17 protein-coding genes and 2 tRNA genes are annotated in these 22,089 nt (G+C 63.8%); 8 read left to right on the top strand and 11 right to left on the bottom strand.

The features are described from left to right. The first annotated feature begins 127 nt into the window (after window positions 1-127). Window positions 128-733, top strand: coding sequence for a GDSL-type esterase/lipase family protein (locus ABEA12_RS13555; protein WP_210100339.1), 606 nt, complete (start codon window positions 128-130; stop codon window positions 731-733). A gap of 100 nt (window positions 734-833) precedes the next feature. After that, entirely contained in the window at window positions 834-908 is a 75-nt protein-coding gene (locus ABEA12_RS18720; protein WP_372342882.1) for a 50S ribosomal protein bL37, read from the top strand. A gap of 165 nt (window positions 909-1,073) precedes the next feature. On the opposite strand, the gene rsrA is transcribed toward ABEA12_RS18720, so the two are convergent. Together rsrA and ABEA12_RS13545 are read right to left on the bottom strand one after the other, a co-directional pair. Further along, the gene (gene rsrA / locus ABEA12_RS13550) at window positions 1,074-1,340 is read right to left on the bottom strand and encodes a mycothiol system anti-sigma-R factor (RefSeq protein WP_210100338.1); all 267 of its coding nucleotides are present in this window, start codon (window positions 1,338-1,340) and stop codon (window positions 1,074-1,076) included. After that, window positions 1,340-2,059 carry a sigma-70 family RNA polymerase sigma factor gene (locus ABEA12_RS13545; RefSeq protein WP_425571784.1) on the bottom strand — a complete coding sequence of 240 codons (720 nt, stop codon included), beginning with the start codon at window positions 2,057-2,059 and terminating at the stop codon, window positions 1,340-1,342. The genes rsrA and ABEA12_RS13545 overlap by 1 nt, the downstream gene beginning before the upstream one ends. A gap of 381 nt (window positions 2,060-2,440) precedes the next feature. Here ABEA12_RS13545 and aroA point away from each other — a divergent pair, with 381 nt between their 5' ends. After that, window positions 2,441-3,766, top strand: a complete 1,326-nt coding sequence (aroA, locus tag ABEA12_RS13540) for a 3-phosphoshikimate 1-carboxyvinyltransferase (RefSeq protein WP_210100337.1) — start codon at window positions 2,441-2,443, stop codon at window positions 3,764-3,766. Window positions 3,767-3,770: 4 nt separating this feature from the next. Next, a complete protein-coding gene (gene rsgA / locus ABEA12_RS13535) occupies window positions 3,771-4,874 on the top strand; it encodes a ribosome small subunit-dependent GTPase A (RefSeq protein ID WP_210100336.1) in 1,104 nt (367 codons plus the stop codon). Window positions 4,875-5,323: 449 nt separating this feature from the next. On the opposite strand, the gene ABEA12_RS13530 is transcribed toward rsgA, so the two are convergent. Together ABEA12_RS13530 and ABEA12_RS13525 are read right to left on the bottom strand one after the other, a co-directional pair. Further along, window positions 5,324-5,977 carry a PHB depolymerase family esterase gene (locus tag ABEA12_RS13530; RefSeq protein WP_345468621.1) on the bottom strand — a complete coding sequence of 218 codons (654 nt, stop codon included), beginning with the start codon at window positions 5,975-5,977 and terminating at the stop codon, window positions 5,324-5,326. A gap of 1,041 nt (window positions 5,978-7,018) precedes the next feature. Further along, a complete protein-coding gene (locus ABEA12_RS13525; protein WP_210100335.1) occupies window positions 7,019-7,192 on the bottom strand; it encodes a hypothetical protein in 174 nt (57 codons plus the stop codon). 585 nt (window positions 7,193-7,777) lie between these two features. Here ABEA12_RS13525 and hisN point away from each other — a divergent pair. Beyond that, window positions 7,778-8,578 carry a histidinol-phosphatase gene (hisN, locus tag ABEA12_RS13520; protein WP_210100334.1) on the top strand — a complete coding sequence of 267 codons (801 nt, stop codon included), beginning with the start codon at window positions 7,778-7,780 and terminating at the stop codon, window positions 8,576-8,578. Next, complete coding sequence (locus ABEA12_RS13515; protein WP_210100333.1) at window positions 8,578-9,219, top strand: metal-dependent transcriptional regulator; 642 nt, start codon at window positions 8,578-8,580, stop codon at window positions 9,217-9,219. Before hisN ends, ABEA12_RS13515 begins: the two co-directional genes overlap by 1 nt. Window positions 9,220-9,452: 233 nt before the next feature. Here the strand turns inward: ABEA12_RS13515 and ABEA12_RS13510 are convergent, their stop codons facing one another. The 5 genes from ABEA12_RS13510 to ABEA12_RS13490 all read right to left on the bottom strand — a co-directional run bounded on the left by ABEA12_RS13510 (window position 9,453) and on the right by ABEA12_RS13490 (window position 16,184). Then, on the bottom strand, window positions 9,453-11,000 hold the full coding sequence (locus tag ABEA12_RS13510; protein ID WP_210100332.1) for a YrdB family protein: 1,548 nt from the start codon (window positions 10,998-11,000) through the stop codon (window positions 9,453-9,455). A gap of 246 nt (window positions 11,001-11,246) precedes the next feature. Beyond that, window positions 11,247-11,320, bottom strand: a tRNA-Met gene (locus tag ABEA12_RS13505). A 282-nt stretch (window positions 11,321-11,602) separates the two neighbouring features. Next, a tRNA-Met gene (locus ABEA12_RS13500) sits at window positions 11,603-11,676 on the bottom strand. A 110-nt stretch (window positions 11,677-11,786) separates the two neighbouring features. After that, window positions 11,787-14,732 (bottom strand): UPF0182 family membrane protein, encoded by a 2,946-nt coding sequence (locus tag ABEA12_RS13495; RefSeq protein WP_210102505.1) that lies wholly within the window; start codon window positions 14,730-14,732, stop codon window positions 11,787-11,789. A gap of 285 nt (window positions 14,733-15,017) precedes the next feature. After that, on the bottom strand, window positions 15,018-16,184 hold the full coding sequence (locus ABEA12_RS13490; RefSeq protein WP_210100331.1) for a YlbL family protein: 1,167 nt from the start codon (window positions 16,182-16,184) through the stop codon (window positions 15,018-15,020). 206 nt (window positions 16,185-16,390) lie between these two features. Between ABEA12_RS13490 and ABEA12_RS13485 the strand changes: the two genes are divergently transcribed. Beyond that, a complete protein-coding gene (locus ABEA12_RS13485) occupies window positions 16,391-17,872 on the top strand; it encodes a zinc-dependent metalloprotease (RefSeq protein ID WP_210100330.1) in 1,482 nt (493 codons plus the stop codon). 127 nt (window positions 17,873-17,999) lie between these two features. Here the strand turns inward: ABEA12_RS13485 and ABEA12_RS13480 are convergent, their stop codons facing one another. After that, entirely contained in the window at window positions 18,000-18,692 is a 693-nt protein-coding gene (locus ABEA12_RS13480; RefSeq protein WP_210100329.1) for a M48 family metallopeptidase, read from the bottom strand. 225 nt (window positions 18,693-18,917) lie between these two features. Between ABEA12_RS13480 and ABEA12_RS13475 the strand changes: the two genes are divergently transcribed. Further along, window positions 18,918-19,928, top strand: coding sequence for a ThiF family adenylyltransferase (locus ABEA12_RS13475; protein WP_210100328.1), 1,011 nt, complete (start codon window positions 18,918-18,920; stop codon window positions 19,926-19,928). A gap of 19 nt (window positions 19,929-19,947) precedes the next feature. Here the strand turns inward: ABEA12_RS13475 and ABEA12_RS13470 are convergent, their stop codons facing one another. Next, a complete protein-coding gene (locus ABEA12_RS13470) occupies window positions 19,948-22,089 on the bottom strand; it encodes an ATP-dependent DNA helicase UvrD2 (RefSeq protein ID WP_210100327.1) in 2,142 nt (713 codons plus the stop codon).

Below are 22,089 nucleotides of genomic sequence, written 5' to 3'. Positions count from 1 at the left end.
GCGCCTCGCCCCCACGGGTAAGCGAAGGCCATGAATTGACCTCGGGGCGGGACACTGACGGTGTCCCGCCCCGAGGTCGCTTAACCGACTGCTAATGTTGGTTGGTACGCCCCGAGAAAGGTCATTCGTGGAACACCGCACTATTCGACTTACCGCCATCGGCGACGAACTACTGGCAGGCCACGGGGATCCACGGGCCCTGGGCTGGTACGGACGGGTGCTGGCACGCAGCTCAAACAGCCAGGTCCGCATCGAGAGCTATACCCTGGCCGCACCCGGCGAGGGTTCCGAGGCCTTGAGCACCCGCTGGTTCGACGAGGCTTCGCGCCGCTTCGGGCAGAACGTCGAGAACCGTCTGGTCATCGCGCTCTCGGATCGCGACCTTGACCTGGGCCTGTCCACGGCGCGTTCGCGCCTGAACCTGGCCAACATCCTGGACTCCGCATCGCAAATGAGCATCAAGGCACTGGTCGTGGGTCCGGCCCCGGGACTTGACCCCGAGCGCAACGCGCGTCTTGCCGAACTGTCCCACGTCTACGCCGACGTGGCAACGCGCCGCAAGCACCACTACGTGGATACCTTCACCCCGCTGCAGAACCACACGCAGTGGCGCAACGATCTCACCGTCAATGGCGGCCTGCCCGGCCAGGCCGGGTACGGGCTGATGGCTTGGCTCGTACTGCACCGCGGCTGGTACTCCTGGCTGGGGCTTCCCGAACCGGGCACCGACTAGCCGATTCCCCCACCAGCAAAACGACTTGGGCACGGCGCCGGGATTGTGCAAGACTGGGAAAAGTCCAACTTGGGCCAGAGAATTGCAAAGGAGTCCTCACATGAGCAAACGTTCACGTAAGCGCAAGGATCGTAAGCGCGGCGGAGCCAACCACGGCAAGCGCCCCAACACCTAAGCCAGCACCCGCACGTTACCGGTGAGTCACCGGGAACACATGTGCAACGGCCATAAGCGCCGAAAAGGGTCGGCCCCTGCAACTTCCGTCGTGGCGACGATGTTGCAGGGGCCGACCCTTTGTTGTCTTGGTGAACCGACGGGCTTGGCCCTGTCAGGCTGTGTCCTAGGCGTGTCCGCTTTCGATCCGGATCTCGGAGATCCGCGAGATGATCTTGGACTTCAGCGTATCCGGGGCGATCTCCTGGCAGCTGCGGCGCACCACCGAGCGGATGATGCACTCCAAGTCGTATTCCTCGGCACACTCCGCGCAATGCTCCAGGTGGGCCTTGACCTCCGAGAGGTCCTGAAGTGACAACGCACCGTCAAGGTACTCATAGAGACGTACGATGCGCTTGTCGTCGCAGTCTCCCAATGACTGGCAGTCACCCATTATTTCTTCTCCGCTCCGGGCGTGGGCGCCCCTTGGGTGTTTTTCGCTTTTCCGATCCCGCGCTCCTGCGCATAGTCGGCAAGCAATTCTCGTAACTGTTTGCGTCCTCGGTGCAAACGGGACATCACCGTGCCGATCGGGATGCCCAGGATCTCCGCGGCGTCCTTGTAGGGGAAGCCCTCGACGTCGACGAAGTAGACGGCCAGCCGGAATTCCTCGGCAATGGACTGCAAGGCGTCCTTCACATCGGAATCCGGCAGGTGGTCAAGGGCCTCGACCTCGGCCGAACGAAGCCCGGTGGGCGTATGCTCGGCGGCCTTGGCCATTTGCCAGTCCTCAACGGTGTCCGTCCCGGTGCGCAACGGCTCGCGTTGGCGCTTGCGGTAGAGGTTGATGTAGGTGTTGGTCAGGATCCGGTAGAGCCAAGCCTTGAGGTTGGTTCCGGGCTTGTACTGGTGGAAGGCGGAATACGCCTTCGTGTAGGCCTCCTGGACCAGGTCCTCGGCATCGGCCGGGTTGCGCGCCATGCGCATGGCCGCTGAGTAGAGCTGGTCAACATATTGCATCGCGTCGCGCTCGAAGCGCTCGCGACGTTGTGCGTCGGTCTCATTGGCTACCGGTACAGTGTCGGTGCTCTGTATTGGTTCGGTCATCACAGCCCAGTCTACGCGTTGCCGTGGCGCATCCCGGGCAGGGGCCTCGAGCTGCAGTACTGCCATATCCACTCCCCCGCTTGCTCATTGTCTTCTCCGACGGCAATGGTGCTGCCAAGCGATACTTCGCCGCCTGGCCGTTGCACGTCCTGATGAGGACAACACGCAACCGGAGCAGAGTATTCCACCGAGGGCACCGCACTGCGGCTAGAATTGCAGCGGTGAGGGACGCGCAGCCTTTGGCAGCCGAGCCGGTTTTTTGCGCTCGGGGACCCCGATGGGCGCGAATCCCCCGTGATGCGTGTTTTTGCCAGACCCGAACGATCCCGCATCCACGCCTTGCGGCCAAGGTGCCCTTTGCCGTTCATGACCTGACTCTCTACCCCAGTAAACCCCCAGCCGGCGGACGCACGAACAGCGGCCCACCTTGAGACCCGGAGGCAGCAGTTGAACACCCAAGACACCCTGGACGCCGCGTGGGACGCACCGCACCCCGCACACCCTGTTGATGGAACGCTCATCGTTCCGGCGTCCAAGTCCTTGACCAACAGGTACCTGCTGCTCGCCGCCCTGGCCGATGGTCCCTCCCGCATCCACAACGCGCTGGCATCGCGCGACTCGGATCTGATGATTGCCGCGCTGCGTGCCCTGGGCACCGGGATCGAGACCCGCGAAGCCCCGGACGGGACCCTTGAACTGCGCATCACACCCATGGACCTTGCGGTGCAGATGGGCGAGGTGGACATCGACTGCGGCCTGGCCGGAACAGTCATGCGGTTCGTTCCCCCGCTCGCAGCGCTGGCCAACGGATCCTTCACCTTCGACGGTGACCCGCATGCCCGCCTGCGCCCCATGGCCCCGGTGCACACCGCTCTGTCCGATCTCGGCGTCAAGATCACCGAGCACGGCGAGCCCGGACTGCTGCCGGCCACCGTGACGGGCACCGGTTCGGTGTCCGGAGGAGGCATCGAGGTCGATGCCTCGGGCTCCTCGCAGTTCATCAGCGCCCTGCTGCTTGTTGCCGCGCGCACTACAAACGGCGTGGAAATCATCGCCGCCGACGGGCCCATCGCCAGCCCCGACCACATCGAGATGACGGTGGCGACCCTGCGCGAACTCGGCGTGTCCATCACCCGTCCGACGAAGCGCAGCTGGAAGGTCGAACCCGGGAAAATCAGTGCGTTCGAACGCACCATGGAACCGGACCTCTCCAACGCCGGCCCCTTTCTGGCCGCTGCCATGGTCACCGCCGGAACCGTGCGCATCGCGCACTGGCCCACCGAAACCACCCAGGTCGGGGACCAGTGGCGCACCATCCTGGAGCGGATGGGCGCAACACTGACCCATCACCAGGACGGCACCCTGGAGCTCACCGGACCGAAAGAGATCTCCGGGATCGACTTCGCCGATGCCTCCGAGCTGGCCCCGACCCTGGCGGCAATCTGCGCCCTGGCCAACGGGCCCTCGCGCTTGACGGGAATCGCGCACCTGCGCGGCCATGAAACCGACAGGCTGGCGGCCCTCGCGAAGGAAATCAACAACCTCGGCGGCAAGGTCACCGAACTCGACGACGGGTTGCTGATCGAACCGGCACCCTTGCACGGCGGGGTGTTCGAGACCTATGCGGACCACCGCATGGCCACCGCCGGAGCGATCATTGGCCTGGCCGTGCCCGGGGTGAAGGTCGTGGACATCGCCACCACCGCCAAGACCATGCCCGATTTCCCCACCCTCTGGACGACGCTGGCACTTAGCGGAAAGGCCGCACACTAAGCACATGACACGAAGCACACGGGACTGGGACGAGTCCGATGTACGCATCCGACCCAACAAAAAAGGAACACGCCCGCGCACCAAGGACCGCCCCGCATACGAGGACGCGCTCATTGGCCGGATCATCACCGTGGACCGCGGCCGCTACCGGGCCATCCTCGACGAGGACACCGCGAAGGAGCGGATCATCATTGCCGCCCGCGCCCGCGAGCTGCGCCGCAACCCGGTGGTCCCCGGGGACTTCGTGGCCTTGGTGGGCGACACCTCCGGGGAACCCGATACCCTGGCCCGGCTGGTGCGCATCCAGGAGCGCACCACGTTGCTGCGCCGCAGCGCCGATGACACCGACCCCGTCGAGCGCGTGGTGGTGGCCAACGTGGACCAGCTGGTCATCGTGGTTGCGGCCGCGAACCCCGAGCCGCGCACCGGCTTCATCGACCGGGCGATCGTTGCCGCGTTCGACGCCGGGATCGCCCCGTTGCTGTGCATGACCAAGGCCGACGTGCGCGACCCGGAACCGTTCCTGGAGAACTACCGCCACCTGGACATCGACATCATCGTTTCGCGCACCACCGACGAGTCGGCCTCGGGCATCGATGCGCGAAGCGCCGACGGGCTCTCCGCCAGGCTTGCCGGCACTCCCGTCGAGGAGTTGCGCGAGAAGCTCGCCTCCAAGGTCTCGGTCGTCATCGGGCATTCGGGGGTCGGCAAGTCCACCTTGGTCAATGCGCTCACCAGTGCCCAGCGTGCCACCGGCAACGTGAACGCGGTGACCGGCCGAGGACGCCACACCTCCTCCTCGGCCCTGGCACTGCGCATCGATGATGCTCCTGCCGGCAGCTGGATCATCGACACCCCCGGCATCCGTTCCTTCGGCCTGGCCCTGGTGGACCCGGAGAACATCCTCAACGCGTTCGACGACCTGGTCCCGGTTGCAAACAAGTGCGCCCGCGGGTGCACCCACAAGCCCAGCGAACCAAAATGCGCTCTCGATGCCTGGGTGGCAAACGGCGAGGCAGGTCCCGTGGGCATTGCCCGGCTCGAATCCTACCGCCGGCTCCTGGGCCAGGACGAGATCGCCGAGGCCAAGGAGCTGGGAGCACGGTAAGCACCCCGGCTCCAGCGTTGCCATCCATCCGGGACGACTCGAGAGGAGCCCCGTCCCGGCAGCCCAATCGCAGTTTCTCCTGAACCTCTGGAGTGCACCAGCTGCGATGCCGTACAAGCTTCAGGGGCGTTTGCCCCGCCATGGGCATGAACCTGGTCACGGCCATCGCCGATACTCATACCCGCCCAACACGCACAGCCGCCTGGGTTGGCCAACCCCGCCACGCAAGGCCGAGAAGGGCTACCGTCCCACCGGACACCGAAGCGGTGTCCACGAAACCATCGTGGACACCGCGTCACCGTTGAGCCTCCGAGGCACGCCAAGCGATCAGCGACAGGACTGCACGATGTCCTAGCGCCCCTTGCTGCTGAGTTCCAGCGACGTTCGCGTCGCGTCGCTCTAGCCAAGGTAATCCAGGGTGCCGAGCGCATAGAACGGATTGTACGGATTTATGCCGTAGCTGATCGCTCGGCCCGCCACCCGATGCTCAGCATTCGTGGCGCTCCAGCATGCACTAACCGGTTCGGTCGGCGTGGCCGTTGGCTCCGTGGGTGTCGGTTCGGGCCTGCATTGATCCCGATGCATGCGAAAATATCTGGTGCCAGGCAACCCATCACCATGGTTTCGCCGGCTCCGGAGGACAGCCCGCCCAGATACACCTGGTCGGGATCCAAATCCAGTGACGGGCGAGCCAACAGCGTATCGGTGAGGGCCAGCAGGTTGTCGTCGTGGCGCGCGGGTGATTGGCTGCTGTGGTTGGTGTCGTAGTAGTCCCAGCAGCCGGCAATGACGCCGCCATTGGGTGCAGCGGGCAACGCGACAACCATTTCCAGGTCGTCGGCAACCGCTTGCCAGTTGCCGCCCGACTGCAGGTTCGCGTTGGTTTGGATGCAACCGTGCAACGAGACCATAAGGGCGCGGCCTCCGGGCAGGGCCGGCGCGGATGCGGGGACGTAGGTCCGGACGTTCATCCCGGCGATGGACTCATTGCTCCAAGTTCCATTGTCCGCGACCGAAGGTTGTGACCATTCGAAGCCAAGGGCGAGCATCTCGACGAAGAAGGAAGCCAGCACCCCCGCTCTCGTGCGACGTTTCCAGCTCATTGCAGCTTGCGTGCCTTCGTTCATCTTCCCGACCCTTCGCATTGATGAATCTGAAAGATGATTCAGGTCACAGTCCATACGGTCAAGCCCGGCCAAGGATGGTGTCAACGGTTCGAAAGCCGTGACGCCGATGGTGCGGGATCACCAATGCACGTGCCGACACTGGTGGGTACGTCCAGGGTCGCCCCGCGGGATACGATCTTGGCAAGCGAGATCCAGGGAAGTTCCCAGGGGCCTCTCGACAGGCGCGGCACTGAACCGCCTATCGGGTTCGTCGCGGAAACCGCCGAGAAAACAGCACGCCGTTTCGCAAGCCGACAGCCTGGGCGAAGGCACTCGCGGGGATAAGCTCGGCACGCACCCCAGGCATCTGGCTTGATGGGACTCTTGATGGGACTTGAGTCCGCTTCATCAAGGGCGTACCCCGTAGATCGATTTCGCCGTCGGACCACTGGCTCGAGTTGGGTTTGGAAGAGCGTACGGGAATCGGTCAGTCGTGGGACACCCTGATGGCTCCCTGGTCCACGAGAGACAAACACCGTTCCGTGGCGTGGACCTGAATCCACCCGCGGACAGATAGAACGGCATGACAACCCTGCGCCACCCGAGAAATCCAAAGTCGACCCCGGCTTCATCCCGCATCGCCTGTTGGGCATCCCGGATTGCTCGTCCCCCCGAGGCCGGTACCGCGTGAGCCCCCATCGGACAGGACTCCTCCCCGTTCCAGCCGTTGCGACCTCGTCACCACCCACTATGCTCGGGCGGGACCGGAAGCCGACATGCGCAACCAGCGCCTGCCCATGGAACCCCATGATGTGTGCCTGCTGGCGAATATCCCTATGGAGCATCGGGGTTCCGAGAGCCGAACTCGTTGGTACCCACGATCAAAAAGCCGTTCGATGCCATCCAGTTCCGTGGCGCTGAGGTTCCGGTACCCTCGCACCCGTATCACTTCTTTTATGGTCCGTGAATATGCCGCCGCGCCGGCCGCCCAGGGGCCGGAACAGTATCCACGGGTCGTGGACGGATCATGGATTCGCGCTAATGGGTCGCGTCCGGATTCACGACCAGGAAATCGCTGAGGCTCACCCAACCGTCCAGGACCTCCTCGCCGCTGGTCACGACTTCTGCCCCACCGACCCGGGAATCTGTTTTCTCCAGGCCGATCAGGTCGTTGCTGCATGTTGCCACCGCGGCATCTCTCGCCGAGTCCACGATGATCAGGCAGCCTCCCGAGGCCCCGTACCCAGCAACGAAATAGCGAAGGGTACCGACGACACCGACTACCCTGCTGGATTCTGCGTCAAGTCCCTCAATCTCGGGGATGAACGTTTAAGCGTCCTCCGGGCCTCGCTGCGTCGCCAGGAACGAGCGTATTTCTGACCCGGGAACTTACTGCTGCGTACATCCGGTGCTTGAAACGACCACGCTGCACAAGATGATCGCAGGTATCCAAGTTTTCTTGTTCATGGCTAGTCTCCTCCTGCCGTCGCCATGGCGCCCAGTCTCACAGGTTTCTTCATGGCGAACCACCATTCACTCGCGTGTGAAGATGCCGTGCGGCATCGGGAGCCTGAACGAATCGCTCAGGGCATGTTCTTCGCTTTCCCACGGTTGATCCATCTCTTGGAGTGGGCCGGTTGATGCAACCGCCAAAACCCAACACTCGTGCGCCAGCACTTCCCCCACGAAGCACTGGCGCCCTGGCGGGGCCCGCGCAACATGTCTTGGAGTCGATTTACTCCGCCGTACCCGGTTTCCTGCGAACCTGATGACCCCCCGTGGGATAGGTTTAACCACATGAACACCGATGTGATGACCTACAACGATGACCTGCGCCTGGCGCACGTCATCGCTGACTCGGTCGATGCCCTGACCCTCTCGCGATTCAACGCCGTCGACCTGGTCGTGGAGACCAAGCCTGACCTGACACCGGTCACGGATGCGGACAAGGCTGCTGAGGAAGCAATACGCTCACACATCTCCCGAGCTCGTCCGCGTGATGCGATCACCGGCGAGGAATTCGGGACAACCGGCAAGTCAACCCGGCACTGGGTCATCGACCCGATCGACGGAACCAAGAACTTTATTCGTGGCGTGCCCGTTTGGGCTACGCTAATCGCCCTGCTCGATGACGGGGAGCCGGTTGTCGGACTCGTCTCGGCCCCTGCACTGAACCGCCGCTGGTGGGCAGCGAAGGACATGGGCGCCTACACCGGGCGCTCCATGTCCAGGGCCCACAAGCTCCAGGTCTCTTCGGTGGCCAAGATCGAGGACGCCTCGCTGTCCTATTCCTCCCTCTCAGGGTGGAAAGAGCGCGATCAACGGGATAACTTCATCGAGCTGACGGACTCGCTGTGGCGTACCCGGGCCTACGGAGACTTTTGGTCCTATTGCATGGTTGCCGAGGGAACCGTCGATCTGGCGTGCGAACCTGAATTAAGCCTCTACGACATGGCGGCTTTGGTCCCCATCGTGCGCGAGGCCGGCGGTCGGTTCACCTCGGTTGAAGGCGTCGATGGCTGCAACGGCGGAAACGCAGTAGCGAGCAACGGCTTGGTTCACGACGCCGCACTGGAAATCCTGAACGCCGGACGCTAATGAGCCCGGCTGCGCTAACCCCCAGTGAGGAAAACTACCTCAAGGCCCTCTATTCACTGACCGAATGGGAAGACGATCCCGTCACCACCGGAAGTATTGCCATCCAGCTCGGAGTGGCCCCGGCCTCTGCAACCTCAATGGTCTCCAAGCTGGCCGGCAAGGACCTGTTGGTCCATCCCCCGTACGGAGCCATTTCCTTCACCGACGCCGGACGACTGGCCGCACTGGGCGTGGTCCGGCGCCACCGACTCATCGAGACCTTCCTGCTCAGGGAACTGGGATACGGCTGGGATGAAGTGCACGAGGAGGCCGACCGACTCGAGCACACGGTCTCGATCCGCTTCATCGAGGCGTTGGCTGCGCGCCTGGGCAACCCCGCCTCGGATCCGCATGGAGACCCGATCCCCGGGCCCGACGGGAGCATGAAGAAGCCCCCGGCGATCCGCTTGGACCGGTTCCAAGCCGACGGCGCACCCACCGAGGCCCGCATCTCGCGGATCAGTGACGAAGATCCCGCCTTCCTGCGCCTGTGCGCCGGACTTGGCATCTGCCCCGGGGCCATCATTACCCTGCCACACCACCAGATCAGCAACGTAGACGCAACAATGTTGTGGGTGCTTCCAATGCACCGGGACAACTAGCCACAAGGATCATTTCGGGGACAGGCAAGGCCACCCTCCGGAATCTCGTTGGCCTCGCTGGATTCCCGGCGACATGGGCCGTGCAAACGCCACCTGGGCCAAGTCGGTGGTTGAGGGCGTTCGCCGTCCCCGCCATGGCGTTCGGGCATCCGCTAGGGCCGCCCCATGGCACGCTGCGTAAGTGCGTACACGTTCCTCGTTGGCTCCCGCCAAAGGAGCCTCCTGGTGCTCTGTCAGCGGGCAGCGCGGCGCCCGGTGCCCTTCGGCGGGCGACCCGCGACGTTCTGTCCGCGCACGGCAACCGTCAGGGCAAGGCTGATAGCGATCAGAACACCCATGCAGATGGCCAACACCGGCTGGCCCGAAAGTGCCAACAACCCCGCACCTACCGCGAACAGCACGTGCGCCGTGACCGCGTGGAAAGGCTGGGGCAGTCGCAGGCTCGCCTTGGGCGACATGAAAACGGCCCACAGGATGACCAGCGGCACGACGGTGATGATGACAGCCACGGCCGGACTGAACGGAAGCTCCGCCATGCCCCAAATAGCCACGGCACCCAACAATGCGACTTCCAAGATGAACGAGACGATCATCAACGCCATCATCAGGCCGCGCGAAGCTCCCTTTGACGGCTTGCCGGTGGGTTTCCCCGGCGTCGATTGCGCCATTGGCGCTGCTTCCACGGACCTATCGACAGGCACTGCGCGTTTATCACCGGTCAACGGCGTTGCGGATTCGGTGCCCGCTGCGGCAACAGGAGTCGCTTCCGCCGCCAACCCTGTTTTTGCTCCTGGTTTCTTCGCAGTAAAAGGGTCGCGTTTTTCGGCGAAGTTCGCAGGGGCGGGTTCCTTCGTTCCTGGCTTGCTCGAGGTGGCCGGAGCCGCTGCCACCGGCTCGCCGGCTTCTGCCTGGGCCTGATTGGGGTCCACTGCCAGGACTGCCTTCGAGGTTGGCTTGGGTGCCGGTTTAGGATCCGCGCCGTTCTTGGGTGTCGGCGTCGCGGACACCGTCTTGGTTCCGGCCGAATCCTTGCCCGGGTTCGGTTCACTCTTGGCGGTGGATTGCTTGTTTGGCTCCGTGGAAGTCGCCGGGGCCTTCGCCGCCAGTTTGCCAGGCTTGCTGATAGAGGCTGCATCTGGTTTTGCAGCCATTGACTGGGCTTTGGCGGCCTCGGCCTGGACGGGCTTCGTATCCGACGTGGCTACCGGATTGGGAGCCCCTGCGCCCTTTGGGTTCGGTGCGGAAGCGCCGGTCTTGGGTACTGCCGATTCATTCCCGGGAACCGCTGGATTCTTGGTCGGCGTCTTGGCATCCACCGCGTTCTTGGCTGGCCGGTCCGCGGACATCGCATTTCCAGCATTCTTGCTGGACGCCTGGGGCCACTTGGCTGCCGATTCCTTGGAAGTGAAGGCGCTCTGCTTGCCTGGGGACGGGGCGGGAGACGTCTTGGCTGCGCTCTTGTGGGCGCTATCGCCAGGAGTTGGGTTGGCTCTTGCTTCCGTGGCTTGGGCCTTGGCAGGATGCGCCTGGGAGTCCTTGGAACCGGCTTGGCTGCCCGGCTTGGTGTCTCTCTCCCCGACCGCACCCTTTTTCACAGTGTCGTTCATTGGGCCACTGGCCATGGGCTTCGGCGTTGTCGCGGGATCCTTGCCCACGGGAACCGTGACCGTTTCTGGCTGTTTTGGTGCTCCGGTGGCCTTGGCAGGCTTCTCACCTGCCGCGTCGGGCACGACGGTGTCCTTTGCTGGCACATCGTTCTTTGACGCTGGCTGCTTCGGCATGTTGGCCTTACCTCACATGGACTCGACAATGCTCGACATTTTCCAAGCCGACCACTTACTGCTCAAGTCTATGACCTCAGCCCTGCTGTAAGGCAAAACAACAGGTCGATCGGCATTTCCCCGTTTTCTTGGGTTGCCGGCCCAAGACGGAAAGGATCGATCGCGGGACTTGAATGCGAAGAAGCACTGCATGTTCTTAAAAAGTAAGGTTCCGTGGTCCTTTTCAGGACCACGGAACCTTTTTCGTGGCGGGGGCAAGATTTGAACTTGCGACCTCCGGGTTATGAGCCCGGCGAGCTACCGAACTGCTCCACCCCGCGTCGGTAAATACAACATTAGCAGTGTGAATACTTCGTACCTAATCGGAGGGCAATTCCGTCGATTTCCGATCCCAGACGGTAGTTATGACTGCTGAAGCCCATCGGTGGATCGCTAGCATCGCCGAAGATCGTTCTCGGCGAAACCGCTGGGCCGGGCAACCGGGATCATCGCCGGCATCCGAAGGGACCGGCCCCGACAGCGTATACGGACGAATCGCCCAAAGCGGGGCCAAAACAAAGCAAAGACCCCGACCGGGTTTCCCTGGTCGGGGTCTTTATTCGTGGCGGGGGCAAGATTTGAACTTGCGACCTCCGGGTTATGAGCCCGGCGAGCTACCGAACTGCTCCACCCCGCGGCGATATATCAATCATCGCCGATGGGGAGACTTCGAAGCAAATCCCAGCGGTGTCGCCCTGCTCACATACCCGGCAGGGCGACACCTTTCACTCGCGGATAGCCGGCGCCTTACGGTGCCGGAGTGCCCTCGGCCGGTGCCGGGGTGCCCTCGGCCGGAGCCTCGGCATCCGGTGCTGCGGCGTCGGGTGCATCGGTCGGTGCAGGTGCACCGGTCAACTCGTCCTGCGCCTTGGTTGCGCGCTCAAGGGCGCTCTGCAGCTTGGTCTGCTCGGCGCCGTACTTGCCGAAGTCGCCATCGGCAAGGGCCTTCTGGCCCGCCTTGATTGCATCGTTGGCGTCACTGAGTGCATCGCTAAGCTGCTGCTCAACCGTCAGATCGAGAGGTGGCGCCCCTGGGTCGGTGGTGGTTCCACCCTTGTCGGTTTCACTTGTCACCGCACCGGAGGTTCCCTGGAACACCTGGTCCAAGGCTTCTGCGAGGGTGTCGGCGAAGCCCACCTTGTCTCCGAAGGCAACAAGCACCTTGCGCAGCGTCGGGTACGAGGTCTGACCGGAGGACTGGACGTAGACCGGCTGGACGTAGAGGATACCGCCACCGACCGGCAGCGAAAGCAGGTTGCCGTTCTTCACTTCGGATGCGCCCTGGCGCAACAGGTTCAACGCCTGGGAAACAGTGGCGTTGGAGTCGAAGTTCTGCTGGGCCTGTCCCGGACCGGGAACACTGAGCTCACGAGGGATGGCCAGCAGGCGAAGCTTTCCGTAACCGTCGGCCTTGACACCTGCCTTGTTTCCGGCATCGGCGTCTGCCGCCAGGAAGCCGAACAGCACGTTACGCTGCTGGCCGCCGGGAGCTGTCTGCGGAATGAAAGTCGAGGTCAGCGAGAAGGCTTCCTTCTCCTGCTTCGGCATCTTCAGCGACAGGTAGTACGGGGGCTGCTTGACGTTCGCGTTGGACTGCGTCGGGTCTCCGGGCACGGACCATGCATCGTTGGCGTCGTAGAAGCCGCCCGGATCAGTCATGTGGTACGTGGCAAGCAACTCGCGCTGAACCTTGAACAGGTCCTCGGGGTAACGCACGTGGCTCATCAGATCGGAAGACATGTCTTCGAAGGACTTGATGTTCGTCGGGAAGACCTTCTGCCATGCCTGCAGCACCGGCTCGTCAGGTTCCCACGCGTAGAGCGTCACCGAGCCGTCATAGGCATCGACGGTCGCCTTGACCGAGTTGCGGATGTAGTTGATCTGCCCCGTCTGGGCCACAGCGCGGGTACCGCCGGTCAACGAGTCGGTGACCGCCGAGTCCAGTGCCTGCTGCTTGGAGTACGGGTAGTTCTTCGAGGTCGTGTAGGCATCCACGATCCACTGCACGCGTCCATCGACGATAGCCGGGTAGGCGTTGGAATCAACGGTCAGGTACGGAGCGACCTTCTCAACGCGATCCTTCGGGTTGCGGTCGTAGAGGATCTGCGAGTCTTCGTTGATGGCATCAGAGAGCAAGAGGTCCGTGGAGCCGAACTTCAACGAGTAGACCAAGCGGTTGAAGAGGTTGCCCACCGAGGGTCCCCCGTCACCGGAGAAGGTGTTGCGGGTGTCCTCGCTGCCCGAGCCGGAGGCCGGACGGTCAAGCTCACGCGGGTCCCAGCCCTCGGGTCCGCCGACGATCGAGTAGTCCGGAGACAACTCGCCGAAGTAGATCCGCGGTTCATAGGTGTCGTCGTTGGCCAGCACACCGGTTGTCGGGATGCCGCTGAGCATGAAGTCGGGGCGGCCACCGGCGGCCACGCGGTTGCCGAATGCTGCGACCACGCCGTAGCCGTGGGTGTAGGTGATGTGCTGGTTGACCCAGGTATCCCCCGGGTCCACGTTCAGTTCGCGCACACCGATGACGGTGTCTTCGGTCTTGCCGTCGATCTCGTAGCGGTCAACGTTCAAGGTGTTGGTGAACTTGTAGTACGTGCGGAACTGCTGCAACTGGTCAAACGCGGCCGCGACCAGGTTCGGATCCAGCAGGCGGATGTTCGTGGTCGTCGCACTGTCCTTGGCCAACGCATTCTTCTGCGGGTTCAACTTGACGTCGTAGTTGGTTTCTTCCACCACATCCAGGCCGTAGGCCTTGCGCGTCATGTCGATATTTTTCTTGATGTACTCGCGTTCAAGCGTCTTTTCAGACGGCTTGACCTGGTACTGCTGCACGATGAACGGGTAGATCCCGCCGGCGACGATGACCGTCACCAGCAGCATCGCGGTACCGATGATCGGCAGACGCCAACGCCCCATGATGGCGGCAACGATGAACGTCACGGCAACCAGCGCGGCGGCAATGGCAAGGATTGTCTTGGTCGGGATCACTGCGTGCACGTCCGTGTACAGGGCACCGGCGACGCGGCCGTCCTGGCCGAGCAACGTGGAGTAACGGTCGACCCAGAAGTTCACTGCCTGCAAGAGCAGGAACGCCACGGCAACCACGGCGATGTGGATGCGCGCGGGCTTGCCGATGACGACGCCGCCGCGCTCCTCGATGCGGATTCCGCCGTAGAGGTAGTGGGTCAGCAGGCCGGCGATTCCGGCGATGAGAACCACCGAGATCAGGTAGCCGCTCAGCAGGCCGATGAATGGCAGGGAGAACATGTAGAAGGACAGGTCCAGCCCGAACTGCGGATCCTTCTCACCGAAATCGACCTGGTTGAAGAACAGCAGCACCTCTTTCCACTGCGAGGTGACCGCCGTGGCGGCGAAGATGCCGATGACCACGGGAACACCGATCATCAGCAGGCGGCGCATCGGCTCCAGCTGCGACTGGTACTTGGACATCGTGTCCTGGCGTTGCCCGTCCGGCGCGTAGACCGGACGCGAGCGGTATGCCAGGCGCAGCGAAATCCAGATGGCGAAGCCCATGAGCAGGAAGGCGGCGACAAAGATGCCCGCCTTTGCCAGGTACTCGGTCCAGAACACGCGTTGGAAACCAAGCTGGTTGTACCAGAGCACGTCTGCATAGATGCTGGTGACGAACACGAAAATCGCGACCAGGATGCCGATCACGATGATCGTGGGCATCAGCGGGGATTTACGTCCCCGCTGCGGCTGCGGGTCGGGACGCCCTTCGGGGCCACCTGGAGGGCCACCGAAGGGGCTGTCGTTGCCAAAACTCAATTTTTACCTCACCATTGGGACGATCGACGCGCGGAAAACGCATCATAACTGTGTCTTTGTTCTCCATTCTGCCTTGCCCGGGCGCCGGGTGAAGAACCGCCGACGGGGGTGTCGCACAAACGTAAGGAGATTGTGATGCCACGGGCATCGCATGTCCCGGTTCCGCCCGCCGGATCCTTAGGTCACGCCCTAGCCGCAGCCGGGGAACGAAGCGGGATCCTTGCCCGCGCCGATGCCTTCGACCGCCGCGCGAGCCTCGCCGAGTGTCGCCACCTTGATGACGTCCAGTCCAGATGGAATCCTGCCCCGGACATCAGGGCAGTTATCCGCGGGTGCCAGGAAGTATTGTGCGCCCTGTGCATTGGCGCCAACCAGTTTCTGGGCAATGCCGCCGATGGGTTCGACCTTGCCGTCGACGGTGATCGCCCCCGTGCCTGCAAAATGCTTGCCCCCGGTCATCTCCCCCTCGGTGAGCTGGTCGATGATCGCCAAGGAGAACATCATCCCGGCGCTTGGCCCACCGATGTTCTCCACTCCGAAGGTGACCGAAAGCGGGAAATCAAAGCTGCCCGACAGCAGGATGCCCATCTGGCGCTGGCCGGACTCACCGGGAGTTGTGGTCACCGTGACGGTTTCCTCCTTCTTATCCCGGATGATCCCGAGCTTGCTCGGTGCCTGATCTGCCGCATCGAGCTGTGACTTCAGCATGTCGAGGTCGCCGATCTTTTTCCCGTTGATGGCTTCGAGCCGATCGCCGTTCTTCAGCGTCTCGGCGTTTTGCTGGGTCGCGAACCCGACCACTGACAGGTGGCTGGAGAATTCGATGCCCAACTCCGTCAGGGCGGCCGCGGTGGAGAGCTGCTGCGAGTCGTCCATCATCACGGTGTTCTGTTCGCCCTGTTCCGAGGAAGTGGTGCCACGCGGCAGCACCATCTCCTCGGGTACGACATCTTGCTTCGGGTCCGCCCAGCCCCAAAGGACGTTGAAGAACGGCAGCCGTTTCTCCCCGCCGCCCTGGACGTACACGGTTGTCATATCCAGTTCTCCGGCCGTCGGGTAGGTCTTCTTCCCGGAAATGCTCACCATCGGGGTGCCTTCTACGCTGCCGATGGTGTTCAGTGCGGGGCCCGCGGATTCAACGACGAAGTGTGTGGGCAGCAGTGTCGCGGCCACGACCAGCCCCATCGCCAGCCAGCCGGCAACGGCCCGGTTGCGGCGGGCCCGTTGGAGACCGGCCGAGGGTTCACGCAAACGGCGCCGCAGTCCGCGGTGGTCCGCGCCATCCGGGCCCGTGCCCGGGCTACCTGCGGTGTGCCTGCCCTCGTCGGATCCGGCTTCTTCATGCGCTGCTGGCATGACTCCCTCTTCCATTGCTGTCTCATGCGCGAGGCGCCGACATTTACAGCGCGCCCCGAGCAGCCTCCAGCCTACAAGCCGTTGCCCCGCCGCGGCATCAGGCGCGGAATCCGGGCATGGAATTCACAGCGGATTCCGATGTGCCCACAGCGAACTGCCCAGACCGGTCATGGGCCGATCCACGGGCCCGGGGGTACCGTGGAACCATGGCTGAAAATCCCCCATCAAACCGACCTGACGACTCCGGCAACGACGATGAGAACGAGAAGGATCCGTTCGCAGAGATGTTCGGCTCGCTCTTTGGCGGCGCCGGCGGATTCGACCCCAAGAACCTTCCCGAGGGCCTGGGCGAGGCCATGGGCCTGTCCAACAACCCCGAGGCCATGGCACAGATGATGCAGCAGGCCCAGGCGATGATGGCTGCGATGTCCAAGGGCGACGGCGGACCGGTGAACTGGAAGATGGCCACTGATTCGGCCCGCCAGGCCATTGCCTCCGATGACCCATCGATCTCGGCGAACCGTTCCGGCGCTGTGACCAGCGCTGCGCGGCTGGCCGAAATGTGGCTCGACGCTGCCACGACGTTCGAGGCGGACGGAAGTGAATGCCGCTCCTTCACCCGGGCCCAGTGGGTCGAAAAGACCATGCCGGTGTGGAAGTCGCTGACCGAACCGGTGGCACTGAGCGTCGGCAAGGCCATCACCACGGCACTGAGCGAGCAGATCCCCGAGGAGATGCGCCCCATGATGGGCGGGGCCCAAGGCATGCTCCAATCCCTGGGCGGGACAATGTTCGGCATGCAGCTGGGAACCGCCGTCGGCGGCCTGGCCAAGGACGTGCTGGGAGCATCCGACATCGGTTTGCCGCTGGCCGGCTCGACCCCGGCGCTGGTGCCCTCCAACCTTTCGGTTTTCGGCGAGGGACTGGAAATTCCCGAGCAGGAGGTCCTGCTCTTCGCCGCCCTGCGCGAATGCGCCCACGCCCGGTTGTTCAACCGCGTGCCGTGGCTGCGCCCCGCGGTGATCTCCGCGGTCGAGTCCTATGCCCGCGGTATCCACATCGACATGTCCCGCATCGAAGAAGCCGTGCGTGACATCGACCCGATGAACCCCGAGTCTTTGCAGTCCCTGCTGGGCGAGGGACTGTTCATGCCCAAGCGCACCCCCGCGCAGGAGACTGCGCTGTCCAAGCTTGAACTGGTGCTCGCGTTGATCGAAGGCTGGGTCGACGAGGTGGTTGCCGCCGCCGCGGTGAATCTGCCCAGCGCCTCGGGATTGCGGGAGACGATCCGTCGCCGCCGGGCTACCGGCGGTCCGGCTGAGAACGCCTTCGCCTCGCTGGTCGGACTGGAATTGCGGCCACGGCGCTTGCGCGAGGCCGCTGCATTGTGGGCGCATCTGCTGGAGGAACGCGGCATGGATGGGCGCGACGCCATCTGGGCTCACCCTGACCTCTTGCCCACCGATGAGGACTTGCAGGACCCGACTGGGTTCACTTCACGCCGCGAGCTTGCCGAAGCCAGCATGGATGACATCGATGCTGCGTTGAACAAGCTACTGGACGGCGGGTTTGACGAACCGGTTTCCGACAGCGAGAGCGACGGCCCGGAGTCCGGCCCGGAGGATTCCACCGGAGACAGCGACGGTACCGACCAAGGACCCGAAGACGGGGATCCCACCCAGAAGTAGCCACAAGGCAAAACTGCAGCGACAGGTGAATGGACAAGAGGACCGGCGTGTTTGCGCCGGTCCTCTTGCATGTCCCGGCGTGGTAAGTTCTTCCACCGGGATTGTGCACCCGGGCTGAACGACGGGACTATCCGAAGAGCTGGCCCTGGCTCCCGGTTCCTTTGTCCCAAAGCCCGGGGAACTCGTCATAGTCCCCGAAGTCGTCGAAATCCTCATCATCGCCCATCGACTGCTCGGCGAGTCCTGGTTGCGTCGCTGCGCGCTCCGCAGCGTGGAAACCGTGGCTGGCCCCGGCCAGGAAGATCTTGGCATCGTTGACCCGTGGGTACCTATCCAGCGCTGCCTTGAACCGGGGGCCGTGCCCGTCGCGCGGCTCGACAAGGTGCGCCAGCTCATGCGCAAGCACATAGTCCTGCACCCACTGCGGCATTGAACGCAGCTTCTCCGAGAGCCGGATCCGACGGCTGGCCAAGCTTGCCGATCCCCACCTCGTATTCTGGTTGGACACCCACCGCACAGAGACCGGGTTGGCGCGCCGGGCAAAGAGCTGGACGTCCATCTCGTGCGCCCGGGCCAGCAGTTGCGCATCGGCATCCACCCCGGTTCCCCGATCCACCTTGCGCTTGACCTTCTTGACCATGTCATCGACAAGCATCCGTTCCGCGGCCTCGGTCAGGCCGGCAGGAACGGAAACCACCATCGTGTCTTGCTTCCAGGCACCGGAGATCGTCTTCTTGCGACGGGCCGAGCGCACCACGCGGACGGGCGTGCCCTCGGCGTCCAGGTATTCGATCGTGGATGGTTCGGTGCGCACGTTCATGTCCTCTCTTCCCTTTGCCGCATGCCATGGTTTAGCTTGACATGTTCGTCTGCGGCGATTGCATTCCTGTTGACCATAATGCCCCGCCCACCGCTTCGGCACTCTCCCGCTCCGAGATGTGGACAGCCGTTCGGGTAGCGGATCCCGGTGCCACGATGGGTGGATACAGGGCACCATCAGAAACGGCTTCCGGCAGGCGCCCGCCCTCGGTCAAGGAGCAACGTCATGAGAATCAACCCGGGTTTACAGGTACTCAGCCTAGTGGAGGACGTCATCCAGATTGGAACCGGGCAGCGTGCCCGCTGGATAACCGGGCTCAGCGACGATGAGAAGCGTTTCGTGCTCTCTCTCGGCCAAGGCGTTCGCGCAAGCTCTCCAGCGCACGGGGGTGAACCTGGGCCCGCACGCCGCGCCGAGATCCTCTCGATGCTGGCTCCTGTACTTCTCGACTCCCCTACGTCCTTGACATCCCAGCCCGTGGCCGGCCAAGGGCTCGGTGAAAGGCTTCTACCGGATGTATTGGCGTGGAGTGCCAGCTACCGCATGGACGCTGTCGAAGTGCTGCGGCACCGCACCGAGGCCAGGGTGGCGGTGCACGGTTGCGGAAGGATGGGCCAGTTGCTGGCGCATATCCTGGCCGCAGCCGGCGTCGGTGGCTTGCTTCTCATTGATCCGGACCCGATCGATGCGGGCGACCTGGGTGCCGGCACCACCGGCATCACCAGCGTGGGTTCCGGCCGCGCCCGGGCCACAGCCCGCGCCCTGCAACCGATCTACCCTCAACTGCGGGTGGCGGAAACCGCTGTTCGAGGTCCAGCCGCCGAACCACTGGACATCGCCGTGGTTGTTTCCGGCGGGAACCTCCCACGCTTGGATACGCTCACCGAGGATGCGTCGATGCTTCCGGTGCTGTTCACCGATACAGGAATGAACCTTGGCCCGCTGTGCCTGCCGGGGCTGACCATGTGTGCACGGTGCGCATGGGAACAGTGCGATCCGACGCTGCACATGCTGCCCGAGTGTACCGGGATCGGTGCGGTGCCCAGACCAGAGTCATCGCTGGCTGCGCTGGCCGCGGGCATGGCGGCGATGCAGGTTTTGATGGTGCTGGACCGCATCAATATCCCATCTGCGGCCGGATCCATGATCATGTGCGACCTGCCCACCGGTTCCACCACGTCGGTACCGGCAAAGGCCCGGCCTCACTGCCGTTGCTTGGACCCTGTCGCGGCTTGAACGAGCCGCACCCGCTGCCTCAGTCGGCGCTTTCGCCGGCCAGGATCGCCAGCACTGCTTCTCCGTACCGGTCCAGCTTGCTCTTGCCGACCCCGGCAACCCGTCCCAGCTCCGAAACCCCCGACGGGTTGGCTTCGGCGATCGCCATCAGCGTGGCATCGGTGAAGATCACAAAGGCGGGCAAGGAGTTGGACTGGGCTACGCCCAAGCGCCAAGTCCGCAGCGATTCGAACACTGCCTCGTCGTATCCCGCCGGGCAGCTTCCGCAACGGTTCAGTTTTCGTTCCGTGGCACTGGTGAGCAACGTGCCGCAAACCCTGCACATCGGCGGTCCGGCCGGGCTCTTGCGCCGGGCGGTCCGCGGCGCCACTGCCGTCTTCGAAGCGCCAGCCGGGCGCAACCCGTCAAGGAAACGCGATGGCCTGCGGTTCGCCCGTCCTCCAGGGGTCCGGGCCAAGGACCACGAAAGGCCCAGATGCTTCCGGGCACGGGTGATGCCCACGTAGAGCAACCGTCGTTCCTCGTCGTATCCGGCTTGGTCGTCGGCGAACGAAATCGGCATCAAACCCTCGGAAAGCCCAACCAGGAACACGGCATCCCACTCCAGGCCCTTGGCCGAGTGCAATGAGGCCAGGGTCACCCCTTGCAACGTCGGTGCGTGCTGGCTGGCGGCGCGTTCCTCCAGCTCGGCGACGAAGAGCCCGAGGGTGAACGGGATCTCGGATCCGGCGCGGGCCTCGGCCATCTCGTCGGCGAGCGCCACCAGTGCCCCGAGCGACTCCCATTTTTCGCGCACGGCGCCGGACGCCGTCGGTGCGGTGGCACTGTAGCCCAGGGAGACCAGGATGTCGCGGGTCAATTGCGGCACCGACTGGCCTTCGGCCTCGGTGGTGGTGTGCCTGGCTGCGGAACGCAACTGGAGCATTGCATCACGTACCTCCCGCCGGGCGAAGAAGCGTTCCCCTCCGCGCAGCAGGTAACCGATCCCGGCGGCGGCCAAGGCCTGCTCGTATGCAGCCGATTGCCCGTTGGTGCGGAACAGGATCGCGATTTCCGCCGCGGGGGTTCCGGCAGCAATCAGTTTCTTGATCCTGGCGGCGGCTTCCGCCGCCTCCACCTCATCGTCCTTGGCCTCGTAGAACGTCGGCTCGGGACCGTTCTCGCGCTGGGCGATCAATTCCAGCGGCGTGGGCCAAGCGATGTCGCGGTCAGGCACCCCGGGTTCGGGTCGGCGTGCGGCGAGCACCCGGTTGGCAAGGTGGACAACCTGCGGAGTGGAACGATAGTCACGGACAAGTTTCACCACGGGGGCGTGTTCGTACCTGGAAGTGAAATCAAGCAGGTGACGCGGGGTGGCACCGGTGAAGGAGTAAATGGTCTGTGAGGCATCGCCCACCACGCAAAGTTCGTCACGTCCGCCCAGCCACAGATCCAGCAACCGCTGCTGAAGCGGGGAAACGTCCTGGTACTCATCGACAACGAAGTGCCTGTATTGCTCGCGTACCGAGGCCGCCACCCGGGCGTCGTCCTCCAGGATCGCGACGGTAAGCAGCAGCACGTCCTCGAAGTCTATGTATTGCCTGTCGGTCTTCACATCCTCGTAGGCCTGGAAGATTCGCGAGACGGTGATGGGATCCAAGCCACCGGGTTCCCCTCGGTCGCTGGCTGCGGCCACGTATGACTCCGGGGTCAGCATCGAGACCTTGGCCCATTCGATCTCACTGGCTAGGTCCCGGACCGTGGCCCGGTCGGCGTTGGTCCGCAGCCGTCGGGCGGCTTCGGTAATCAGCGGCGCCTTGTAATCTACGATGCTGGGAAGCTGCCCACCGATGGCCTGCGGCCAGAAGTACTGCAGTTGGCGCAGTGCAGCGGCGTGGAAGGTGCGGGTCTGCACCGCACCGGCGCCAAGGTCGCGCAACCGGGAGCGCATTTCCGCCGCGGCCCTGGCGGTGAAGGTGACAGCCAGCAAGGAGGTCGGCTTATAGACCCCGGTGTGCACACCGTAGGCGATGCGGTGGGTGATGGCCCTCGTCTTGCCGGTCCCGGCACCTGCCAGCACACAAAGCGGCCCGCTGAGCGTAGTGGCTACCTGTCGCTGCTCGTCATCCAGTCCACCCAGGATTCGATTTTCAATCGTTTCGATGTTGTTGGCCTCCGTCAT

Source organism: Paeniglutamicibacter antarcticus (assembly GCF_039544305.1).
Classification (GTDB): domain Bacteria; phylum Actinomycetota; class Actinomycetes; order Actinomycetales; family Micrococcaceae; genus Paeniglutamicibacter; species Paeniglutamicibacter antarcticus_C.
The sequence above is the reverse complement of the archived record's forward strand: the minus strand, read 5'-3'. Positions and strand labels throughout refer to the sequence as shown.

Excerpts from the sequence above, each read along its gene's own strand:
- ABEA12_RS13530 (WP_345468621.1), bottom strand. The coding sequence starts at position 5,977 with ATGAGCTGGAAACGTCGCACGAGAGCGGGGGTGCTGGCTTCCTTCTTC.
- ABEA12_RS13515 (WP_210100333.1), top strand. The coding sequence starts at position 8,578 with ATGAGCCCGGCTGCGCTAACCCCCAGTGAGGAAAACTACCTCAAGGCC.
- ABEA12_RS13510 (WP_210100332.1), bottom strand. The coding sequence starts at position 11,000 with ATGCCGAAGCAGCCAGCGTCAAAGAACGATGTGCCAGCAAAGGACACC.
- hisN (WP_210100334.1), top strand. The coding sequence starts at position 7,778 with ATGAACACCGATGTGATGACCTACAACGATGACCTGCGCCTGGCGCAC.
- ABEA12_RS13480 (WP_210100329.1), bottom strand. The coding sequence starts at position 18,692 with ATGAACGTGCGCACCGAACCATCCACGATCGAATACCTGGACGCCGAG.
- ABEA12_RS13485 (WP_210100330.1), top strand. The coding sequence starts at position 16,391 with ATGGCTGAAAATCCCCCATCAAACCGACCTGACGACTCCGGCAACGAC.
- rsgA (WP_210100336.1), top strand. The coding sequence starts at position 3,771 with ATGACACGAAGCACACGGGACTGGGACGAGTCCGATGTACGCATCCGA.
- ABEA12_RS13475 (WP_210100328.1), top strand. The coding sequence starts at position 18,918 with ATGAGAATCAACCCGGGTTTACAGGTACTCAGCCTAGTGGAGGACGTC.
- ABEA12_RS13490 (WP_210100331.1), bottom strand. The coding sequence starts at position 16,184 with ATGCCAGCAGCGCATGAAGAAGCCGGATCCGACGAGGGCAGGCACACC.
- ABEA12_RS13495 (WP_210102505.1), bottom strand. The coding sequence starts at position 14,732 with ATGCCCACGATCATCGTGATCGGCATCCTGGTCGCGATTTTCGTGTTC.
- ABEA12_RS13545 (WP_425571784.1), bottom strand. The coding sequence starts at position 2,059 with ATGGCAGTACTGCAGCTCGAGGCCCCTGCCCGGGATGCGCCACGGCAA.
- ABEA12_RS13470 (WP_210100327.1), bottom strand. The coding sequence starts at position 22,089 with ATGACGGAGGCCAACAACATCGAAACGATTGAAAATCGAATCCTGGGT.
- rsrA (WP_210100338.1), bottom strand. The coding sequence starts at position 1,340 with ATGGGTGACTGCCAGTCATTGGGAGACTGCGACGACAAGCGCATCGTA.